General features: G+C 66.6%; 19 protein-coding genes and 1 tRNA gene. 7 read left to right on the plus strand and 13 right to left on the minus strand.

Annotated features, from left to right (window positions below):
- The 5 genes from ACSBP4_RS16015 to ACSBP4_RS16035 all read left to right on the plus strand — a co-directional run.
- The coding region (locus ACSBP4_RS16015) for a lysylphosphatidylglycerol synthase domain-containing protein (protein ID WP_435552809.1) at positions 1-562 on the plus strand (562 nt) is incomplete at its 5' end.
- Between the two features lie 7 nt (positions 563-569).
- On the plus strand, positions 570-1,751 hold the full coding sequence (locus ACSBP4_RS16020; RefSeq protein ID WP_435552810.1) for an alpha-1 4-glucan-protein synthase: 1,182 nt from the start codon (positions 570-572) through the stop codon (positions 1,749-1,751).
- 39 nt (positions 1,752-1,790) lie between these two features.
- A complete protein-coding gene (locus ACSBP4_RS16025) occupies positions 1,791-2,951 on the plus strand; it encodes an extracellular solute-binding protein (RefSeq protein ID WP_006651157.1) in 1,161 nt (386 codons plus the stop codon).
- A 4-nt stretch (positions 2,952-2,955) separates the two neighbouring features.
- Complete coding sequence (locus tag ACSBP4_RS16030; RefSeq protein ID WP_006651156.1) at positions 2,956-4,572, plus strand: ABC transporter permease; 1,617 nt, start codon at positions 2,956-2,958, stop codon at positions 4,570-4,572.
- 43 nt (positions 4,573-4,615) lie between these two features.
- Complete coding sequence (locus ACSBP4_RS16035) at positions 4,616-6,652, plus strand: ArnT family glycosyltransferase (RefSeq protein WP_435552812.1); 2,037 nt, start codon at positions 4,616-4,618, stop codon at positions 6,650-6,652.
- Between the two features lie 88 nt (positions 6,653-6,740).
- On the opposite strand, the gene ACSBP4_RS16040 is transcribed toward ACSBP4_RS16035, so the two are convergent.
- The 12 genes from ACSBP4_RS16040 to ACSBP4_RS16095 form a co-directional block, all read right to left on the minus strand.
- Positions 6,741-7,487, minus strand: a complete 747-nt coding sequence (locus ACSBP4_RS16040; protein WP_049965983.1) for a dolichyl-phosphate hexose transferase — start codon at positions 7,485-7,487, stop codon at positions 6,741-6,743.
- Positions 7,488-7,576: 89 nt separating this feature from the next.
- Positions 7,577-8,563, minus strand: a complete 987-nt coding sequence (corA, locus tag ACSBP4_RS16045) for a magnesium/cobalt transporter CorA (protein ID WP_435552813.1) — start codon at positions 8,561-8,563, stop codon at positions 7,577-7,579.
- Positions 8,560-8,730, minus strand: a complete 171-nt coding sequence (locus tag ACSBP4_RS16050) for a hypothetical protein (RefSeq protein ID WP_162834896.1) — start codon at positions 8,728-8,730, stop codon at positions 8,560-8,562. The genes corA and ACSBP4_RS16050 overlap by 4 nt, the downstream gene beginning before the upstream one ends.
- Before the next feature lie 84 nt (positions 8,731-8,814).
- Positions 8,815-10,455 carry a GMC family oxidoreductase gene (locus ACSBP4_RS16055; RefSeq protein WP_435552814.1) on the minus strand — a complete coding sequence of 547 codons (1,641 nt, stop codon included), beginning with the start codon at positions 10,453-10,455 and terminating at the stop codon, positions 8,815-8,817.
- Positions 10,452-10,970, minus strand: coding sequence for a gluconate 2-dehydrogenase subunit 3 family protein (locus tag ACSBP4_RS16060; RefSeq protein WP_435552815.1), 519 nt, complete (start codon positions 10,968-10,970; stop codon positions 10,452-10,454). Before ACSBP4_RS16060 ends, ACSBP4_RS16055 begins: the two co-directional genes overlap by 4 nt.
- 148 nt (positions 10,971-11,118) lie before the next feature.
- Positions 11,119-11,871 (minus strand): SOS response-associated peptidase, encoded by a 753-nt coding sequence (locus tag ACSBP4_RS16065; protein WP_435552816.1) that lies wholly within the window; start codon positions 11,869-11,871, stop codon positions 11,119-11,121.
- 401 nt (positions 11,872-12,272) lie between these two features.
- Positions 12,273-12,827, minus strand: coding sequence for a hypothetical protein (locus tag ACSBP4_RS16070; protein ID WP_435552817.1), 555 nt, complete (start codon positions 12,825-12,827; stop codon positions 12,273-12,275).
- A gap of 390 nt (positions 12,828-13,217) precedes the next feature.
- A tRNA-Ser gene (locus ACSBP4_RS16075) sits at positions 13,218-13,298 on the minus strand.
- Positions 13,299-13,325: 27 nt separating this feature from the next.
- The gene (locus ACSBP4_RS16080) at positions 13,326-13,589 is read right to left on the minus strand and encodes a hypothetical protein (RefSeq protein WP_084158293.1); all 264 of its coding nucleotides are present in this window, start codon (positions 13,587-13,589) and stop codon (positions 13,326-13,328) included.
- 16 nt (positions 13,590-13,605) lie between these two features.
- Positions 13,606-13,986: a Rid family detoxifying hydrolase gene (locus tag ACSBP4_RS16085; protein ID WP_373631816.1), complete on the minus strand. Its 381-nt coding sequence runs from the start codon at positions 13,984-13,986 to the stop codon at positions 13,606-13,608.
- Positions 13,987-14,889: 903 nt separating this feature from the next.
- On the minus strand, positions 14,890-16,101 hold the full coding sequence (gene ilvA, locus ACSBP4_RS16090; RefSeq protein ID WP_049965978.1) for a threonine ammonia-lyase: 1,212 nt from the start codon (positions 16,099-16,101) through the stop codon (positions 14,890-14,892).
- Between the two features lie 249 nt (positions 16,102-16,350).
- Entirely contained in the window at positions 16,351-16,824 is a 474-nt protein-coding gene (locus ACSBP4_RS16095; protein ID WP_049965977.1) for a gamma-glutamylcyclotransferase family protein, read from the minus strand.
- A 119-nt stretch (positions 16,825-16,943) separates the two neighbouring features.
- On the opposite strand from ACSBP4_RS16095, the gene ACSBP4_RS16100 reads away from it, so the two are divergent.
- Positions 16,944-18,005 (plus strand): DUF7490 domain-containing protein, encoded by a 1,062-nt coding sequence (locus tag ACSBP4_RS16100; protein ID WP_435552818.1) that lies wholly within the window; start codon positions 16,944-16,946, stop codon positions 18,003-18,005.
- Complete coding sequence (locus ACSBP4_RS16105) at positions 18,002-18,346, plus strand: hypothetical protein (protein WP_435552819.1); 345 nt, start codon at positions 18,002-18,004, stop codon at positions 18,344-18,346. The genes ACSBP4_RS16100 and ACSBP4_RS16105 overlap by 4 nt, the downstream gene beginning before the upstream one ends.
- A 55-nt stretch (positions 18,347-18,401) precedes the next feature.
- Here ACSBP4_RS16105 and citZ read toward each other — a convergent pair whose 3' ends face one another.
- Positions 18,402-19,550 (minus strand): citrate synthase, encoded by a 1,149-nt coding sequence (citZ, locus tag ACSBP4_RS16110; protein WP_435552820.1) that lies wholly within the window; start codon positions 19,548-19,550, stop codon positions 18,402-18,404.
- Between the last annotated feature and the right edge of the window lie 78 nt (positions 19,551-19,628).

Genomic DNA, 19,628 nt, shown 5'->3' on the forward strand with positions numbered 1-19,628 from the left:
CGTCGGCGTCGGATTCGTCGTCGTCACCGCCTCGCGGACGGACCACGGACTGGGCGCACGACTGCGGACTCGAGCGGTGGGCCGACCGCGTCTCGAGCGGGCGCTCGAGGCCGCGCTCGGGTTCGCGGGGGACGTTCAGGTCGTCGCCCGCCAGCCGAGGGCGGTCGCGCGGATCGGCGCGGGAAGTCTGCTGATCTGGGCGTTCGACGTGCTGACGGCGGTACTGGTACTCGCAGCGCTGGGCAGCGGACTCGCGCTCGGGCCGCTGCTGGCGGTTGGGACGCTGGCGGTCAGCGTCGGGAACTTAGCGAAGGTCCTCCCGCTGTCTCAGGGCGGCGTCGGACTCTACGAGGCGGCCTTTACCGCGCTGGTAGTCGCGCTTACTCCCATCGGTGCGGGGACCGCGCTGGCGGCGGCGATCGTCGACCACGCGCTGAAAAACGGTGTGACACTGGTCGGCGGGGCCGGCGCGGTCGCCGCGCTGGGGCTTTCCGTCTCGGACGCGACGGCCGCGGAACCGACGCGGGAGACCGATAGTATTTTAGGCTCGCCTAAAAGATAGCCGAGCAATGAATCAGGACATCTGTGTCATCGTCCCGACGATACGGGAGTACGAGTGCATGCGCTCGTACTTCGCGAACGCCCGCGACCACGGCTTCGACCTCGAGCGACTCCACGTCGTCCTCGTGACCGAGGACTTCTGTGAGACCGACGAAATGGAAGCCATGCTCGAGGAGGAGGGCGTTTCGGGCGAGGTCTTCGACGGCAGCCGTCGCGAGGAGTGGTACGAGGCCCACGACGTCGCCGAGTACGGCCACGTCGTGCCGGCGGCCAGCCACGCCGAGACGAGTTTTGGCCTGCTGTACATGTGGGCCCACGACGAGTTCGACTACGGCTTTTTCATCGACGACGACACGCTCCCTCACGAGGACGAGGACTTCTTCGGCACGCACATGGAGAACCTCGCGTTCGAGGGCGAGATCGAGACAGTCTCCTCGGACGAGCAGTGGGTCAACGTCCTCTACCAGAACGCGGACGAACACGGGCTCTACCCACGGGGCTATCCATACTCGGCGATGGGCGAGACCGTCGAGACGGGGACGACTGAGGTCGACGGCGGCGAGGTCGTCGCCTCACAGGGCCTGTGGACCAACGTACCGGATCTCGACGCCGTCCGCATCCTGATGGACGGCGACCTCGAGGGCCAGGCCCAGACCCGCACCTCGAGCGATGACTTCGGCGAGGACTTCGTCGCCGCACGGGACAACTACCTCACGGTCTGTTCGATGAACCTCGCGTTCCGCCGGGAGGTGATCCCCGCGTTCTACCAGCTCCCGATGGACGAAAACGAGTGGGACGTGGGCCGATTCGACGACATCTGGTCGGGCGTGTTCCTCAAGCGCGCCTGTGACGTGCTGGGCAAGCGGATCTACAACGGCGCGCCGCTGTGTGAACACAACAAGGCCCCCCGCAGCACCTTCGACGACCTGAACAACGAGGTGCCGGGGCTGGAACTGAACGAACACCTGTGGCAGGTAATCGACGAGACCGGCAGCGAGGCAGACTCCTACGCTGCGGTCTTCGAGGCCATGGCCGATGAACTCGCCGAGGGCGACTGGGACGACTACAACAACGGAGCCTTCTTCAACCACGTCGGCGAGTACATGCGCGACTGGCTCGACTGTCTGGCGACGCTGCGCCCGGTGGCCGGCCTCGAGGCCGACGGCACGCGGGTCGTCGCGGACGACTGAATCGTCAACTATAAGTTTTTAGGTTAACCTAAATCGAGTATGAACGACGAGCAGGGCAATCGTGCAGTTTCACGTCGGCGGGCGTTACAGGTCGGCTCCGCGTTCGGGGCCGCATCGCTCGCGGGCTGTCTCGGGTTTTTCGACGACGGACAGAGCGCGGATATTCCGCCGCTCTCGGAGTTTCGGGGGTCCGGATCGCTGGTCGACGGCCGACCGGCACCGGGCGGCACGTCGATCGAGGACCTCCCGAACCTCTCCGGGGACCTCGCGCTCTACATCGGCGGCGGTGAAGGCGGCATCTACTACGAGTTCGTGGAGATGCTCGAGGACATCTATCCGGACTTCGAGGTCCACTCGACCGACAACAGTTCGTCGTCGCTGGCACAGACGATCGTCGAGGAGGCCGACGCCGGCGCGGCCCAGGCCGACGTCTTCTGGTCGATCGACGCCAGTTCCCTCGGGTTCGTCGCGGAAAACGACGCCTACGAGCCGCTGTCGGACGAGGCGGTCGAGGCGGTCGGGAACAGTCAGTTCGTCGGCGACGACAACGCGTGGGCCGGCGTCGCCGGACGCGCCCGTGCCGTGCCGTACAACACGAACGAATTGAGCGAGTCGGACATCCCGACCACGGTGCAGGAGTTCCCCGACGCCGACGCGCTGCAGGGGACGATGGGCTGGGCACCGACCTACGGCGCGTTCAAGGCCTTCGTGACGGCCATGCGCCTGCTCCGTGGCGACGACGAGACCCGCAACTGGCTACAGAGCATGAGCGAGGCCGGAACGGAACGACGCGGCAACGAGTACGCCGTCTCCGAGGCGGTCGCCAACGGCTCGCTGTCGGCCGGGTTCGCCAATCACTACTATGCGATGCGGGTCAAGAACAATCGGCCGGACGCCCCGATCGATCTGGCCTTTACCGAGGGCGACGCCGGCGCGTTGATCAACGTCGCGGGCGCGCTGAAGGTACAGGGCACCCAGAAGGGCGAACTGGTCGACAACTTCGTCCGCCACCTGCTCTCGGCCGAGGCCCAGGAGTACTTCGCGACGATCAGTTTCGCCTATCCGATGATCTCGGGCGTCGAACCAGTCGGCGGGCTGCCGACCATCGACGAGCTGAGCCCGCCGGACATCGACCTCGCGGAACTGGCCGACATCGAGCCGACGCTCGAGCTGATGGACGAAGCCGGCGTCTCCGGATAACGGAATGAGCGTTCGGGATCGAGTCGCGAAGACGGTCGAGCGAGCCGGTGACGACGACGGGAGCGGCGCCACCGGCGTCGGGCTCACCCTGCTCGCCGCGGCCATCGCGGCCGTTCTCGTTCTCCCCTTGCTCTGGCTGGTCGTCGACGCCGCCGGGCTCGGGACTCGAGCGTTCGAACTCGCCGTCGATTCCCAAACGATCGACGTACTGATCCGAAGCGTCGCTCTCGTCGCGATCGTAACGGGTGCGAGCGTCCTCATCGGCGTCCCGCTCGCGGTGTTGACGGTCCAAGGCGAGATTCCGTTCCCCCGGTTCTGGACCGTCCTCATCGCGTTGCCGCTGGCCGTCCCGAGCTATCTCGGCGCGTTCGCGTTCGTCTCGGCGTTCGGTCCACAGGGTGAACTCGTCGGCTTCCTCGAGCCCCTCGGTATCGACGCGCTCCCCTCGGTATACGGGTTCGCGGGTGCCGCGTTCGTGTTGACGCTGTATACCTACCCCTACGTGTTCTTGACCACGCGAGCGTCCCTGCTCTCGATGGACGGTTCGCTCGTGGAGGCCGCTCGGACGCTCAACTCGGGCCGCTGGGAGGCGTTTCGCCGGATCACCCTCCCGCAGATCCTGCCGGGGATCGCCGCCGGCGCGTTGCTCGTCGCCCTGTATGCCCTCGCGGACTTCGGCACGCCGAACATCATGCGCGTCGAGGTGTTCACGCAGTTCATCTACGCCAGATACAACGCCTTCGCCCGCGACTACGCCGCGTTGTTGTCCCTGCAGTTGCTGACGGTGACCGTGATCATCCTCGCGATCGAGTCCCGCATCGGTGCCGACGACTCCGGGGCCTACGAGAGCGGTGGCGACCGCGGTACCGCCGACCTCGAACTCGGAGCGTGGCGGTATCCGGCCCTGCTGTTGCCGGTTGCGATCGCCCTGCTCGCTATCGGGCTCCCGATTGCCATCTTCACCATGTGGCTGAACACGGGCGGACCCGGCTATCAGCTCGGTCGACTGACATTCGACTGGGAGTACGGGTTCAACTCGGCCTACGTCGCACTGCTGGCCGCCCTCGTCTCGGTGCTGGTGGCGCTGCCGATCGCGATCGGATCGGCGACGTCCGATTCGCGGGTGGCGGCGCTGGCCGATCGGGCCCCCTACATCGGATACGCCACGCCCGGGATCGTGCTGGCGATCGCGTTGCTCAGCTTCAGCCTCGACGTGCTACCGTCGATCTACAAGACCGTTCCGCTGCTGATCTTTGCCTACGTCGTCCGGTTCATGCCCCAGGCGATCGGCTCGATCCGGACCTCGACGCTGCAGGTCGACCAGAAGTTGGTCGAGGCGGCCCGGACGCTGGGTCGATCGCGGCTGAACGCCTTCCGGTCGGTGACGCTCCCGTTGATCCTGCCGGGCGTGGCCGCCGGAGCCGCGCTGGTCTTTCTCACGACGATGAAGGAACTCCCGGCGACGCTCATGTTGCGCCCGCTCGGATTCGAGACGCTCGTAACCTACATCTGGCGGGTCGAGGAGGCCGGTCTCTACGGACAGGCGGCAGTGCCGGCGCTCGTCCTCGTGGCCATCTCGGGGCTGTCGATGGCCGTGATGCTCGCACAGGAAGGACGGTGACGACCGTGAGAACAGGGCCGGGACGACGAACACGAGGTGGGCGATGAGACGGCGACGATGGCGGGCCGCGGTCGCCGCTATCGCCCTCGTCGGTGCGATCGCGATCTGGTTGCTCGCGACGCGGACTTTCCCTCACCACTCGCTCAACCACGACGAGGGCGTCTACCTCCAGCAGGCGGCGATGTTGCTCGAGGGGCAACTGTTCGTCCGGCCGCCGGTCGAGGAGGCCTTCCGCCCCTGGTTCTTCGTTACGGACGGCAGCCGGCTTTATCCGAAGTACTCGCCGGTGCCCGCAGCGATCTTCGCGCTCGGGAAGATTGTGGGCGGCTACCGGCTCGCGCTGGCTGGGATCGGCGCAGCCGTCCCCGCACTCGTGGCGCTGGTCGTGCGCGAGGTCTTCGACCGGCGGACGGGCCTCGTGGCCGCCGTCGCCGTGTTGTGTTCGCCGCTGTTCCTGATCCAAACGGCGGTGTTCCTGCCCTACGCGCCGACGGCGATGCTCAATCTGGCCTTTGCATACGCCTACCTCCGGGCCGACCGGACGGGGGACCTGCGGGTCGCGGGCGTGGCCGGCGTGGCGATCGGGCTGGCCTTTTTCGCACGGCCGTACACGGCAGTCCTGTTCGCCGCGCCGGTTATCGCCCACGCCTGCTGGACGCTCCGGCGGGATTTCCGCGGGGCCGTTCCCCGACAGGCTGCGACGGCGGCGTTCGGGCTGGCCGGCGTTTCCCTCGCGCTCGGCTACAACGCCGTCGTGACCGGATCGGCGCTTGTGTTCCCCTACGAGGCGTTCGCCCCGCTCGACGGGCTCGGGTTCGGCCGTCGGCGCATCCTCGAACACGAGATCGAGTACACCGTCGGGCTGGCGCTGCGGTCGAACGCGCTGGTACTGCGGTCGTTTTTCACCGAATGGGTCGTCGGCGGACTGCTGGGCGCGGGGCTGGCCGCGGTCGGACTCGGGCTGACCGTCCGCCGACGCCTCTCGCCACGCGCGGCGATCCTCGCTGGACAGTTACTGACGATTGCCGTCGGCAACGTCTACTTCTGGGGGAACTTCAACGTCCTCGGCGACATCGATCGGGCCGGAACTGGACTGATCGCCACGCACGGCCCCTACTACCACTTCGATCTCCTGCTCCCGGTCGCGGCCTTCGCGGCCGTCGGCGCGCTGGCGCTGTTCGACGGCGTTCGCCGACGGGCCGATCGATCGCTGTCGCCGGAGCGCGCACGCGCGGTCGTCGTCGCGGTGTTGCTCGTCAGCGGGCTCGCGGTCGGCGGCGTCACCGCGACGACCCTCGAGGGGAAACTCGAGCGAAACGAGGCCATCACCGAGACCTACGATCGGGTCTACGACCCGCTCGAGGACGGGACGATCGAGGAGCCGGCGGTCGTCTACCTGCCGACGCCGTACGGCGACTGGCTCGGGCATCCGTTCCAGGCGCTTCGCAACGACCCCGGGTTCGACGGGGAGCGCGTCTACGCCCTCGACGAGCGGCCGTTCGACGTGGCCGACGCCTACCCCGACCGCTCGCTGTACCGCCTCGCGTATCGGGGGGCCTGGGCTCCACAGGCCAGGTCGCCACAGGGAGCCCGGCTCCAGCGGGTCGACCGGGTCGCCGGTGAGACGGTCTCGCTGAACGCGACCGTCGGCGTCCCGGAAACGGCCGGCGGCGTTAGCGCGACGATCACGACCGACGAGGAGAGCGCCACCTACGTCGCCGACGATGTCTCGAGTCCGTTGGCGACCCGAGTGGTCGTTACCGACGGCGAGGCGTGGCTGCGCGGCGCGGCATGGGGGGCCAACAACTCGGTCGCCGTCGACGAACGCGACGACGTGATGCTGACCGTGTTCGTCGATCGGGGGCCCGGCAACAGCTTCAGTTACCGGCTCGAGCTGCCGGTGGAGGCGGCCGAAAACGGAACGACACGGGCGCTGACACCCAGGGTCGAGCGGTGTAGCGGGATCCGCGACTGTGGCGGCGAGGCCGCGTACCTCCCCGAGAGCGCGCCCGACGGCATCTTCGTCCAGACCGAACTCACGGCGCTGGATCGGAACGGGTCCGACTATAGTAGCCGCTGAAAGTCATTGCACACCTGATCGCACGACAGCGTTGCGATCAGTGTGTAAATCGTTTCAGCGGCTACTATAGAACGAGCAGGTACGTCGACTACTGGGTCGGCCGGTGTGGGAGTTCTCGAAGCCGTTCCTCGAGTGATACTTTGACGATCGAGCGGGCGATCTCGGCCCCGCCTTTGAACGGGTCGAGCTTGGTCTGGCCGGCGCGCTCGCGGTACTCGATCGGGTGTTCGCGGACGTCGTAGCCGCGCATCAGGGGCCGGATCAGCAGTTCCGCCGAGAGGCCGGTGTTTTCCGTCCACTCGATGTCCTCGACGACGTCGCGCCGGTAGGCCCGCATGCCGGTCGTGGTGTCGTGGACGCGGGTGCCCATGAGGAGGCTCGCGACCGCGGCGAAGGCGTGGTTGCCGAGGCGGTTGAGCGCCGGCATCGCGTCCGCGCCGTGATAGAGCCGGTCGCCGCTGACGACGTCGTAGCCGTCGTTGATCAACGCGAGAAACTCCGGAAGTTGCTCCATGGGATAGGTGTCGTCGCAGTCGGTCGTGACGACGATCGGCCGGTCAGGCTCTAAGACGGCCGCACGGACGGCGACGCCGTACCCCTGTGGCTCCTGTTCGATGACCGTCGCGCCGTGGTCGCGGGCGATTTCGGGGGTTCGATCCGACGAGCCGTCGACGCAGACGACCTCGGCCGTCCCGTCGGTGACCTCGTCGATGTCGGTCAGTACTTTGCCGATCGCTTCCTCCTCGTTGTACGTCCCCATGACGACGCTGACGTCTTCGAAGGTGTACTCCTCGTCCGAACCGTCGGTCGTCGCGGGCTGGACCCCATCACTCATTGCCGGTACTCTCTGCGCGCCGTATTTATGCGTTTAGGTTTGCCTAAAACAGTCGGGACACCGGTCCCCGTTCGTCGGGGCGGGATCGGTCAGATCCAGTCCTGCCGACGGAAGTAGACGAGCATCAGTCCGGCAACCGCCCCCATCCCGAGCATGACCGCCGGATAGCCGTACGTCCAGTAGAGTTCGGGCATGGCAAGCGGCGTCTCCGCGAAGTTCATCCCGTAGATCCCGGCGACGAACGTCAGGGGGATGAAGATGGTCGCGACGACCGTTAGCGTCTTCATCACGTCGTTGGTCGACTGTGAGACGGCGTTGAGATAGATATCGCGGGAGCCACCGGTGAGGTCGCGGTAGGTCTCGATGAGATCGACGACCTGCACGAGGTGGTCGTAGACGTCGCGGAAGTACTTCTCGTTCTCGTCGGCGACCTCCGGAATGTCGCCGCGGGAGAGCGACGAGATCGCCTCCCTGGCCGGCCAGGCGACCTTCCGGAAGGCCAGCAAGTCCCGGCGGACGTCGTTCAGGTCCTCCAGTATCCGTGGCTCCGGCTCGTCGAGAACGCGCTCCTCGACCGCTTCGATGTCGTCCTCGATCTCGTCGAGAACGTCGAAGTAGTCGTCGACGATGGCGTCCATGAGCCGATAGGCGAGGAAGTCCGTGCCGCGGTTCGCGACCCGGCGTTCGTTCTTCGCCCACTGCGTGGCCGACTGGTCGACGACGTCGATGTCGGTCGTCGACATCGTCACGAGCCACCCCTCGCCGATGAAAAAGCCGACAGTGTGGGTCCGGATCTCCTTTTGCAGCGCGACCTCGTCGCGCTGACTGAGGCTGACGGTCTTGAGGAGAACGAACGTGTGCGTTTCGTACTCGGCGGTCTTCGGCCGCGTCTGGTCGTCGATAACGTCGTCGACGGCCAGCGGATGGATTCCGAGCCGATCCTCGAGCGTCTGCAGTTCGTCCGGTTCGATCCCGGCGGCGTGAACCCACGTCTCCCCCGGTGCGGCGACTGCGGCCGCCGGATCGTCGTATCGCTCTATGCCGTCGTCGGCGTAGACCATGGCGCGAAGGGTCATGTCTCGCCCCCGGTCGCCGACGACCGTGCGATCGCGACGAGCGTGAACCCGACCATGATCGCGGTCAGGGAGAACGCTCGACCGGCATACGCGACGGAAATCCCGACGACGTACCCGACGACGCCGACGGCGGCCACCCCGACTCCCGCGAGCCGTACCCGATTCATAGCTCCCCCATCGGCTGCCGCTCAAAAGAAGCTGTGGTGTGGACCGCGTTCGGGAACGCCGAGCCGGATGGCGTTCAGCCGCCGTTACGCGGCCTCGAGGACGTGGTCGGCTGCCTTCAGCGCCAGCGCCGCGATCGTCAGCGTCGGGTTCATCGCCCCGCCGGTCGGGAAGACGCTGCTCGAGGCGATCCAGCAGTTCTCGAGATCGTGGGTTCGCAGGTCGGGGCCGACGACGCTCTCGGCCGGCTCCGACCCCATCCGGGTCGTTCCCATGTGATGGTAGGCCGGCCCCGTTCCCTCGGGCCCGGCCTGCCAGGTGATCTCCGCGCCGAGTTCCGCGAGGATCCGTTCCTGGATCTCGTTGACGCGCTCGATCGTCTCGAGCGCGCGATCGCCGACGGTCCAGTGGACGTCGGGCACCGGATTACCGTGATCGTCGGTCGTCGAGGGATCGAGCCCGACGTAGCTGTCCTCGCGAGGGAGCTGTTCGACGAGGCCGCCCATGCCGATGTGGGTGCCATACGCCGAGCGGAGTTCCGCGAGCAAGTCGTCGCCCCAGTCCGCGCCGTCGCTCGAAAGGGCCATCCCGGCCGGCGAGGGGCCGTCGTAATTGAAGAACTCGAGCTTGAAGGGAGCCTGTTCGGCGTCGGCCTCGTCGTAGAACTGGTGGGACTCGCTGGTGAGGAAGCCGACGTGGTTCTGCCGGGTGGGTTCGTCGAGGACGCCGCCGGTGCCCGCGAAGAGGTGGTCCATGAAGTACCGGCCGACGAGCCCGCTCGAGTTGGCCAGCCCGTCCGGATAGTGACTGGATTCGGAGAGCAAGAGCAGGCGCGGTGTCTCGACGCCGCCGCAGGCGATCACGAAGGCGTCGGCTGACTGGCGGTGGCGCTCGCCGTCCGGCGTCGCGTAGACGGCCGCCTCGATCGCGTCGGGCCCGTGTTCGAGTCGCTGAACCGGCGCGCGGTCGATCACCGTCGCGCCCCGTTGCTCGGCACGCTCGACGTGGACGGTCGCGTCGTACTTCGCGCCGGACGGACAGACCGGTTGACAGGTGCCGTAGCCGACGCAGGCGCTGCGGTCGTCGTAGCCCTCCGAGTTGCGTGCGTTGGGCACCGAGTGCATCGCGATCTCGAGTTCGTCGCAGGCCGCGGCGAACAGCGAGTCGCTGTAAGAGGGCGGGAAGGCCGGCATCGGATGAGGCTCCTCCCGGGGCGGGGCGAACGGGTTGTCGTCGGCCCCTGCCACGCCCAGTTCCCGCTCGGCCGCGGCGTAGTAGGGCCGCAGGTCTTCGTAGTCGATCGGCCAGTCGGCCCCGACGCCGCGGGCGCTTTCGGAAGCGAAGTCGTCCTCGTGGAGCCGCATTACCATCCCCTGCCAGTGCAGCGTCGAGCCGCCGACGCCGCGGGCGCGGGCGTGGTTCAGCGGGTAGAACCGCTCGCCGGTGGACTCGTAGGCATCCCGCTCCGGATCGCCGTCCCAGACGTCCGGGCGGTCGTAGGCGGGACGGATCGCGCGTTCCTGCCGGGCGAGCCGATCGTCGGGATCGAACCGCGGCCCGGCCTCGAGGATCACGACCTCGCGGCCGGCCTCGGCGAGGCGGTCAGCGACGATTCCGCCGGCCGGCCCCGCGCCGATGACACAGACGTCGGCGTCCCTGACGGGGGTTCGGTCGGCGTCGTCAGTGGTCGGTACCGCCGAGCCGGCCGGCGGCCGGTCCCAGCTCACGCGTTCGGCCCCCGCTGGTAGCTCCCGGTCCCGCCCGCGTGGCCCTGCGGATTCTCGAGGCCGACCAGCTCGCCGCCGGTCGGCGAGGCATACAGCGCCAGCAGGAGGTCGTTGACGACGTAGTACCGGACCCGTTCGCTCGCCGTCCCCGACGGGTCCTCGTCGGCCTCGTCGGCACCCACGTTCCGCAAGACCTGGTCGCGGTCGGCGACCGACAGTGCCGTGAACCCATCGTCGAACCACACCCGCGCGTTCTCGTCCAGTTCCGCGACCGCCGCCTCGAGCCCTTCGATGTGGGCCCGGTCCGCGAGTCGCCCCTCGAGGAAGGCCGCGACGAACGGGTCGATCCCGGATACCTCGCTCGGGTAGACGACCTCGGCGGCCGCGACCAGCGTCTCGTGGAGGCGATCGACGTCGACCGGCTCCGAACCGGGCGGGGAGACACAGCCCGCCAGCGTCCCCCCGACGCCGAGCGCAGACAACGCGGCGACCGCGTCCCGCCTCGTCAGTTCCATGCGGGAGGATTAGGCAAGCCTAAACCATATATTCGTTGGAACGGGACGGTCGCGCGGCCGCCGCGTCATACGGTCTGCTGTAACTGTTTACTGGGGCGACCGCAGGACGGCTCGCGGTCGCTCCGGAAATAACTTACAGCAGTCCGTATCACACCGTCTCGACCGGTTCGACCAGCGACGGCTCGTCCGTCGCCGGGTCGTTGACCGCGGTCGAAACAGGATACGCCGTCATCCCGTCGGCCGACCGGGGCTCGAGCAGTTCCCGACCGGCCTCGCCCGACAGCCACCGCTGCTCGTCGTCGGGGTCGAGGATCACTGCCATCCGGTGATGAAGGTCCGCGACGAGGTCGTTGGGCTCGGTCGTGACGATGGTAAACGTCTCGAGGGGGCCGGTCTCGGTTCCGCCCTCAAGGCCGCCGCCGAAACTGTCGAGTCCGGTCTGGGTCGCGTCCGGCTCCCAGCGCTCCCACAGCCCCGCCATCGCGAACACCCGCTCGTCCTCGAAGGCGACCCGATAGGGGCGTTTCCCGCCGTCGGATCCCCGATCCGACGAGGATCGCGAATCGCCGATTCCCTCACCGTCTTCGGTCTCGACCCACTCGTAGAACCCGTCCGCGGGGACGAGACACCGCCGTCGCTCGTAGGCCTCGCGAAAACTCGGCTTCTCGTCGACGGACTCGGCCCGCGCGTTGATCAGCCCGTCACTGTCGTCGTCGGCCCACGACGGGACCAGCCCCCACTCGAGGCGTCGAAAGACCTCGGGCTCCTCGTTCGTGATCACCGGCAGCTCCTGGCCAGGTGCCATGTTGTACCGGGGTTCGAACCCGGAGTCGGAAAGCCGGGCGTCGAACCGCGCCTCGAGGTCGTCCCCGTCGACGGTGAGCGTGTAGCGACCGCACATACCCGATCCTCGGCCCGACGGCCCAAAGGGTTGTCCGGTCGTGGCTCGCCGGCCGCCGCGGCGACGGGGTGTCAGTGGCTCCCTCGAGCGACCGGCCGAACGGATTTGGGGCGGTAGGAAGCCGTTACTCCGGCCGAACCGCCGGGTACGGACCGCGTTACGATACCCGATCCCGGTCGATCCTTCGATGGGGTCAACATGGACGATCGATACGAAATGGTGGTGTGTCAGCGCGGCGCGCTCGAACTCCGAGATCCTGACGACCCCGACTGCTGGATCGCGACCGAATCCCCTGTCGAGATCGAGCGGTAACGCGCTCCGGTACCCCTACCCGTTTTCCGCCGTCGGAAGAAATGACTCGTGAGCCGTCGGGTCGCCGTCCGCTCGCGACTCGAGCGCGATCAGTTCCCGTCGTCCGTGATCGTGATCGTTCCGTTCGCGGTCTGGGCCTCGTTTATCATTACCTCGACCGTGTACTCGCCCGGTTCGGACGGGTTGTCGACCGCGGGGTAGGCTGCGACGACTACGTCGCCGGACTCGAGCGTGTAGTCGGTGTCGAGTTCGATCGTGAACGAGTAGTCGTTGTTGTTGACGCCGCTAATGTGTGTCTCGTTGAACTCCCGGTCCACGACGCCGTCGCCGGTCGTGTCGGCACCGAGTACGATGTCCTCGTGTTGGGCGCTGTCGACGGTGAAGTTCTCGCGCGGGTAGGTCACCGAGAGCGACTCCCACTCGCTGCCGTTGACCGACTCGTTGGCCTCGATCGTGACCGACTGGTTGGTGTCCGTCGCGTCGAGCGTCGAGTCGCCGGACTCGACAGTACTGTTACCGTCTGCGGAGGGCGTTGCCGAGTCGTCGCCCTCCGGCGAGGGGTCGGCCGAGTCTCCGCCGAGCCCCGAACAGCCGGCGAGCGATACGAGTACCGCCAGCGTCACGACGAGCAGTGTGCGTCGCATCTACGGCCCGGTCACGGAACGACAGGTGAAAGTCTTCTGGTCGGTTATTTCAATTCATCCATACTATTTGCGCTTATCGTAGCAGGTATGTCCACTAATTCACAGTAACGGGAGACAGAAGGTGAGTGATTTGAACAGTTACGAGACGATCGGCCTCACTGCGTTCGGCCGCGTGCGACTCGCGTGTTCAAATCCCGACGTTGTGTTTTCGTCGCTCACGAAGTTGTTCGCGACAAAAACGCCAGGACAGGGATTTGAACCACGCCCAGACGATCGCCTCGCTTCGCTCGGCGCTGCGACTGGTCTGATTCAAATCCCATCTGTGGCGTTTCGTGATTTCGAATTACTCGCGCCGCTACGCGTCGCTCGCAGCAAGTGAAATCACGAAAACGCCAGGACAGGGATTTGAACCCTGAATCCCAAAGGGAACACGCTTTCCAGGCGTGCGCCTTACCGTTCGGCCATCCTGGCTCACGCTATCCTAACCGCGTCCCTCGTTTAACCCTTACGAGATCCGTCGCCGCGCCCGCGGTCGAGCGCCCACGCGGCGATCCGGGGCTCGAGCAGGTACGCTCCCAGCCCCGCGCCGATTCCGACCGCGGTCGCCAGCGCTACCGCGACCGTGAACCGTACGAGCGGTGTCACGAGCAGGGCATACCCCTGCACGAGGACCAGAAACGCCAGTCCGCCGACGAGCCCCCACAGGACCGCCGACTTGGTCCGCGGCCCGATCCCCATCTTTCCGGCTGGATAGCCGCTCACGCGACGCTCACCGGGTTCACTCGAGATCGGCGACGGCTTCGATCTCGATCCCGACGCCCTTCGGGAGGGCGGCGACCTCGACGGCGCTTCTGGCCGGCGGCTCGTCGTCGAAGTAGTCGGCGTAGGCCTCGTTCATGGCGTCGAAGTCGTCGATGTCCTCGAGGAAGACGGTCACCTTGAGGACGTCCTCGTAGCCGCCGCCGGCCTCGTCGAGGACGGCATCGAGGTTGTACAGCGCCTGTTCGGTCTGGGCCGCGATGGGCTCGTCGTCGAGCAGGTCGCCGTCGGCGGTCATGGGGATCTGGCCGGCGGTAAACAGCAGCGAGCCGTTGCTGGTCGCCTGACTGTAGGCACCCACGGCAGCGGGCGCGTCGTCGGTTTCGATGATTCGTTTCATGTCCAACACCTCGGACCGAGACGGCTTAAAAGCGGGCGAAATCCCCGGCCGATCGCAGCCGGGGAGGTGCCGTCCACAGACATCGACTCCCGGCGATCACTTGGTCGGAATTTAATTCCATGTTTCTCACATTTTGCCCATATCTACACACCACCTCGAGTATCGTATGAACACTCAACACGGTCTACGGAGTCGATCCCGGGCTCTTCGCCGTTCCCCACAACGCATCCACGACTACCGTTGACACACCCTTTCCCTACTCCTTGTGTCTAAAGGTGAAGAGATACGTCGTTATCATCACTATAATACCCAGAGAAATGCCACCAGGAATCGGTGGCGGTGGCTCTACCATTAGCAACGTCGCGAGTACGGAATACCCGAGAGCGGATAAAACGCCGGCAAGAACGGCAGATTCACTACGGGATAGATTGTCCGCCCAATCGTCAATATGATCGTATATTTGTCTCATGCCCCATAGTCACTACTCGAGTATATCTGAAATAAATTTTCGAACGTCCAGTTGAGCCAGTTTGAGGAGCGAGTAGGTCTCAAGTTTTGGCGATGTTCGCAGACCCGCTCAACGACTGCCACGCGGTAGAAGTTGATGGACACGCGTCGCTATCGTTATCGAGCGGAGTATACCAGGCACTCACGCTCTCGTCGCCAGTGGGTCGGTGATTACGGCTCGCAACGGGGTCGTTGGAGAACAGTCGCACTTCGTCCGTCGTCGCGCAGTTCGAGCCGTTCACCGGTATCGGTTTCTCGGGACCGATCGGCAGACTGTCGACCCCCGAAACGTCCCCGCCGGGCTACCGGGCTAGACCGGAACACGACGACCAGTCCCGCTCCATCAGAACGGCGATCGTGATCGGGCGACGGATCGCTCGAGGCCGTTCCTCCCGATCAGGCCAGCACGTCGACTTCGTAGCCCGCGTCCCGCAGCGCCGACAGGAACGCGTCGACGTGGTCGGGACCGCGCATCTCGAGTTCGATCTCGACTTCCGTGTCGCTCATCTCGACCTCGCGGGAGGTCCGGTCGTGGTGGATCGCATAGATGTTCGCCCGGTGGGCGGTGAAGACGTCGAGGAGGTCCTCGAGCGCGCCGGGGCGGTCTTTCAGCACGGTCCGGATCTTCAGGTAGCGGCCGGTCTCGACGAGGCCGCGGACGATGACGTTGGTCAGGGTATTGAGGTCGATGTTGCCCCCACAGAGCGCGGGGACGATGACCTCGTCCTCGGCGTAGTCGAACTTCTCGAACAACACCGCGGCGAGCGCCACCGCGCCCGCGCCCTCGACCACCGTCTTCGAGCGCTCGAGCAGGTAGACCAGGGCGACGGCGATCTCGGGGTCGGAGACGGTGACGACCTCGTCGACGTACTCCTGAATGTGGGGGAAGGTCTGCTCGCCGACGCTGCGGGTCGCGATCCCATCGGCGATGGTATCGACGCCGTCGAGGGAGACCCGCTCGCCCTTCTCAAGGGACTTCGCGGCGCTGGAGGCCCCATCGGCCTGGACGCCGATCACGCGGGCCTCGGGCTGTTGCTCCTTGATCGCGGTCGCGATCCCGCTGATGAGCCCGCCGCCGCCGATCGGAACGACGACGGTTTCGACGTCGGGACAGTCGTCGATGATCTCGAGGCCGATGGTGCCCTGGCCGGCCATGACGTCCTCGTCGTCGAAGGCGTGGACGTAGGTGCGGCTTTCCTCGCGTTCGATCTCGTGGGCGCGTTCGGCGGCCTCGTTGTAGTCCTGGCCCGCGAGGACGACCTCCGCGCCGTAGTTCTTGGTCGCTTTGACCTTCGAAATCGGCGCGTGTTCGGGCATGACGATCTTCGAGTCGACGCCGGACCTGGTGGCCGCCAGCGCGACGCCCTGCGCGTGATTGCCCGCACTGGCGGTGACGACGCCCGCGTCCTTCTGGGACTCGGAGAGGGTCGCGATCCGGTTGGTCGCCCCGCGGATCTTGAACGAGCCGGTCCGCTGGAAGTTCTCCAGTTTCAGCCGGACGTCTGCTCCGGTCATCGACGAATATGTGTGTGAGTGTTCGAGCGGCGTGTGCCGAGAGGTTTCCCGGACCCGCTCGCGTGCCTCGAGAATATCCGAGAGTTCGAGCATACCCCCGACTACGGGACGTGGAGTGTAAGGATTTCTGTCAGGGAACGGGGAGCCCGTGGGGCCCGCCCACCCCCAACAGGATGTGTTGCCAGTCGGGCAACACGACAGGGAATACAGGGAATGCACGGCGTGTGACGTGCGACTGGAGAAGGGGACCGTGACCATATAAATCTCATGCACCCGCAGTGAAAGTGAAACCACACGAAGGCGGCGGGTTAATCACCGCGTCAGACGGAAGGACGACGGGTGTCATTCGCGGTTCCGAACGACGACATCGGCCCGCGAAACGAGCCGGCGAACGCGGTCGCCGAACGGGCCGTCACCCGGCCAAGTTGCATCGACCGCGAGTCGTGCCGGGTCGCCGACGTACACCCACGACCGCTCGGTCGTCGCGTCGGCGGCAGTCACCCGATCCGACGCGATACTCGAGCCGTCCCGCCGATCACCGTCGGCGTCAACGGACGGGACTGCGACCCGGACGTAGAGCCCGCTCTCGACGCCCTCGTAGCGGTCGAGGGACGCGAGGGCCGCGTCGCCGACCGCGAGCAACCGACCGTCGACGCTGCCGCCGGGAACGAGCGTCGGATACCGGCCGTCGACCCGCTGAAGCCCCTCGAGCGTCGCGTGGCCGACGAACAGCCGGGCTGCCGCCGCGGGCGTCGTCTCGAGAACGGATGCCACCCGTTCGGGGTCGGTCAGCGTCCCGTAGACGAAGACCGTCACGGGCCGCGATTCGGCCTCGAAGGACTTGCACGTACCGCCTGGGACCGGGACGATCGTCTCGCGGGACGTTCACCCTAAATTACACAAAGCACTTATACAACTGATCGGACCGTTCGGGCATGAACCGCGAGTCCCTCCTCGCCGTCGCGACGCTCGTGGTCGTCCTCGGGGCGCTCACGACGCTCGCTCTCGCCGGCGCGGTGTCCGATCCAGCCGCGTCCGAGACGGCCAGCGACGTCGAACCCGCCGGCCACGTCTCGCTGACGGAGTTGACGATCAGCGCCGACAGCGTCACCGGCGGCACGGCGACGCTGGCGGTCGATACGTATCTCGACCACCGCGGCGGTCCAGTCGAAAACGTCACCGTCGTCCACCGAGCGATCGATACGGAGAGCGGCCTCGTCGAGGCGACGACCGAACGCGAGGTCGGCCGGCTCGAGGAGGAGTCCGAACACGTCGTCTCGAGTTCGGTCGCCGTCCCCCGGGAGAGCGGCTACGAGATCGAGACACTGGTCTACCGGGGTGGCAACCGGACCGAGTCGACGAGCCACACCGTCGAGGGCGTCGGCTCGCTGACTCCGGCCTACGCCGACACCGACGTCGAGTTCCACCGGTTCGGCGGCGGGTCGGGCGGAAGCCTCGCGGACGTACCCGCGATCGGCTATTCGATCGAGTCGACCACCGACGAGCGGGCGACGCTCGCCGTCGATAGCTACCTCACCAACACCGGCGACGACCCCGAATCCGATCTCGAACTCAAGGTCGTCGCCCGGCAGTCGGGGTCGAACGTCGTCGCCGACGCGGCGACCGTCGACCTGTCGACGATCGAGCCCGGGAAGACCGCGTCGCCGACCGCCGAACTCACCGTCCCGGCCGAATACGACTACTACCTCGACGCGGTGCTGTGGCGGGACGGCACGATCGTCGGCACGGACCGCTCGGTCGCCAACCTCGGCCCGGGATCGCTGTCGGTCAACGAGACGACCGCGTCGGGCGGCCTCGAGGTGAGCGACTTCGCCGGCGGCTCGACTGCCGCGGACGACGGCAGTGACGGGTACGACGCGTCCGAGGACGCCGCCGACGGCGAGGACGGAAGCGGCGACGGCACGCCCGGCTTCGGGATCGCCGTCACCGCGGCCGCCGTCCTCGCGACGATCGCCCTCGCACGGAGGTTCCAATGACCGAAACACCGACCGACACCGAGACGACGCTCGAGGCACCGCCGGACGACCAGTACCGCGATGAGACGGACGATGCGCCGCCGACCGCCGATTCGGACGACGGGCTCGATCCGCGTTCGGCGGCGATCCGGCGATACCTCGTCTGGGGCGGCCTCGCCGTCTGTTCGGTGGTCGCGGTCGTCGCGCTGATCCGGTTCTACGGCAGCGTGACCGACGCCATCGACCTCTGGGTCGACCCCAAGTACCGGCCGCTCGTCCACGCCGCGTTCAACCTCACCGTCCTGCTGACCTCGCTGATCGGGGTCTCCGTGCTGGTCCGAGAACTGAGCGATCGGTACTGAATCCGCCGAAAACGTTCGCGCGCGATCGAACCCGAACCGAAACGACTCGCGGCCGTTACCGTTCCTCGAGCGGGACGAACGCCTGATCCTGCGGGCCGGTATAGCGGGCGCGCGGTCGGATGAGGCGGTTTTCCGCCTGGTACTCGAGGACGTGGGCGATCCAACCGCCGACGCGGCTCATCGCGAAGATGGGGGTGTACATGTCGATCGGGATGCCGAGCTGGTAGTAGACCGAGCCGGAGTAGAAGTCGACGTTCGGGGCGATCCCCTTCTCGACGAGGCCCTTCTCCTCGGTGAGGAACTGCTCGATCGTCGTGGTGTAGTCGTACCACTTGTCCTCACCGGTCTCGGCGAGTTCCTTGCTGCGTTCCTGCAGGATCTTCGCGCGGGGGTCCTTGACGTTGTAGACGCGGTGGCCGAAGCCGGGAATGCGCCGACCTTCGGCGGTCGCCTGCTCGACCCACTCGCGGTGGTCGAGGTCGCTCTCGTCGATCTCGATGAGGACCTCCATGACGTCCTGGTTCGCGCCGCCGTGAAGCGGCCCCGAGAGGGCGCTGATGCCGCCAGTGACGGCGCTGTAGATGTCGGCCATCGTCGAGCCGATGACCATCGAGGTAAACGTCGAGGCGTTGAGCCCGTGATCGGCGTGGAGGATCAGCGCCTGATCGAAGGTTTCGGCGGCGATGTCGTCCGGCTCCTCGCCGGTCAGCATGTAGAGGAAGTTCGCGGCGAGCCCCAGGTCCGGATCGGGGTCGACCGGTTCCTCGCCCTGGCGGTAGCGTTCGAACGCCGCCAGCGCGGTCGGGATCTTGGCCGTGATGCGACGACCCTTCCGGAGCGTCGCGTCGAGATCCTCGGGATCGGCGTCGTCCTCGGGTTCGTAGGCCGAAAACATCGAGACGGCGGTCCGCAGCGCGGCCATCGGCCGCTCGCCGGCCGCGGCCAGCCGCTCCATCGTGTCGAGGACGTCGTCGTCGACCTCGCGTTCCTCGAGCAGGGCCTCGATAAACGGCTCGAGTTCGTCCTCGGTCGGGAGATGACCGTTCCAGAGCAGATAGAGGACCTCCTCGTAGCTCGCGCCGCGAGCTAGATCCTCGATGGTGTAGCCGCGATAGATCAACCGGCCCGCATCACCGTCGATCGAGCTGAGCTCCGATTCGGCAACCAACACGCCCTCGAGCCCTTTCTTGAGGTCGTCAGACATACTCAGGGATTTCGGACGCCAATGGAAAAGTATTATCGTTTAGTCGGTGCCGGCACTCGACACGTCGGATGTCCGCAT

This window comes from Natrinema sp. CGMCC1.2065, from assembly GCF_051225675.1.
Classification (GTDB): domain Archaea; phylum Halobacteriota; class Halobacteria; order Halobacteriales; family Natrialbaceae; genus Natrinema; species Natrinema thermotolerans.

What these genes read in the sequence shown, in the direction of transcription:
- ACSBP4_RS16050 (WP_162834896.1), bottom strand. Translation starts at nt 8,730, where the DNA reads ATGAATCGGGTACGGCTCGCGGGAGTCGGGGTGGCCGCCGTCGGCGTC.
- ACSBP4_RS16085 (WP_373631816.1), bottom strand. Translation starts at nt 13,986, where the DNA reads ATGAAACGAATCATCGAAACCGACGACGCGCCCGCTGCCGTGGGTGCC.
- ACSBP4_RS16060 (WP_435552815.1), bottom strand. Translation starts at nt 10,970, where the DNA reads ATGGAACTGACGAGGCGGGACGCGGTCGCCGCGTTGTCTGCGCTCGGC.
- ACSBP4_RS16105 (WP_435552819.1), top strand. Translation starts at nt 18,002, where the DNA reads ATGACCGAAACACCGACCGACACCGAGACGACGCTCGAGGCACCGCCG.
- ACSBP4_RS16020 (WP_435552810.1), top strand. Translation starts at nt 570, where the DNA reads ATGAATCAGGACATCTGTGTCATCGTCCCGACGATACGGGAGTACGAG.
- ACSBP4_RS16030 (WP_006651156.1), top strand. Translation starts at nt 2,956, where the DNA reads ATGAGCGTTCGGGATCGAGTCGCGAAGACGGTCGAGCGAGCCGGTGAC.
- corA (WP_435552813.1), bottom strand. Translation starts at nt 8,563, where the DNA reads ATGACCCTTCGCGCCATGGTCTACGCCGACGACGGCATAGAGCGATAC.
- ACSBP4_RS16065 (WP_435552816.1), bottom strand. Translation starts at nt 11,871, where the DNA reads ATGTGCGGTCGCTACACGCTCACCGTCGACGGGGACGACCTCGAGGCG.
- ACSBP4_RS16025 (WP_006651157.1), top strand. Translation starts at nt 1,791, where the DNA reads ATGAACGACGAGCAGGGCAATCGTGCAGTTTCACGTCGGCGGGCGTTA.
- ACSBP4_RS16035 (WP_435552812.1), top strand. Translation starts at nt 4,616, where the DNA reads ATGAGACGGCGACGATGGCGGGCCGCGGTCGCCGCTATCGCCCTCGTC.
- ACSBP4_RS16040 (WP_049965983.1), bottom strand. Translation starts at nt 7,487, where the DNA reads ATGAGTGATGGGGTCCAGCCCGCGACGACCGACGGTTCGGACGAGGAG.
- ilvA (WP_049965978.1), bottom strand. Translation starts at nt 16,101, where the DNA reads ATGCTCGAACTCTCGGATATTCTCGAGGCACGCGAGCGGGTCCGGGAA.
- ACSBP4_RS16100 (WP_435552818.1), top strand. Translation starts at nt 16,944, where the DNA reads ATGAACCGCGAGTCCCTCCTCGCCGTCGCGACGCTCGTGGTCGTCCTC.
- citZ (WP_435552820.1), bottom strand. Translation starts at nt 19,550, where the DNA reads ATGTCTGACGACCTCAAGAAAGGGCTCGAGGGCGTGTTGGTTGCCGAA.
- ACSBP4_RS16070 (WP_435552817.1), bottom strand. Translation starts at nt 12,827, where the DNA reads ATGCGACGCACACTGCTCGTCGTGACGCTGGCGGTACTCGTATCGCTC.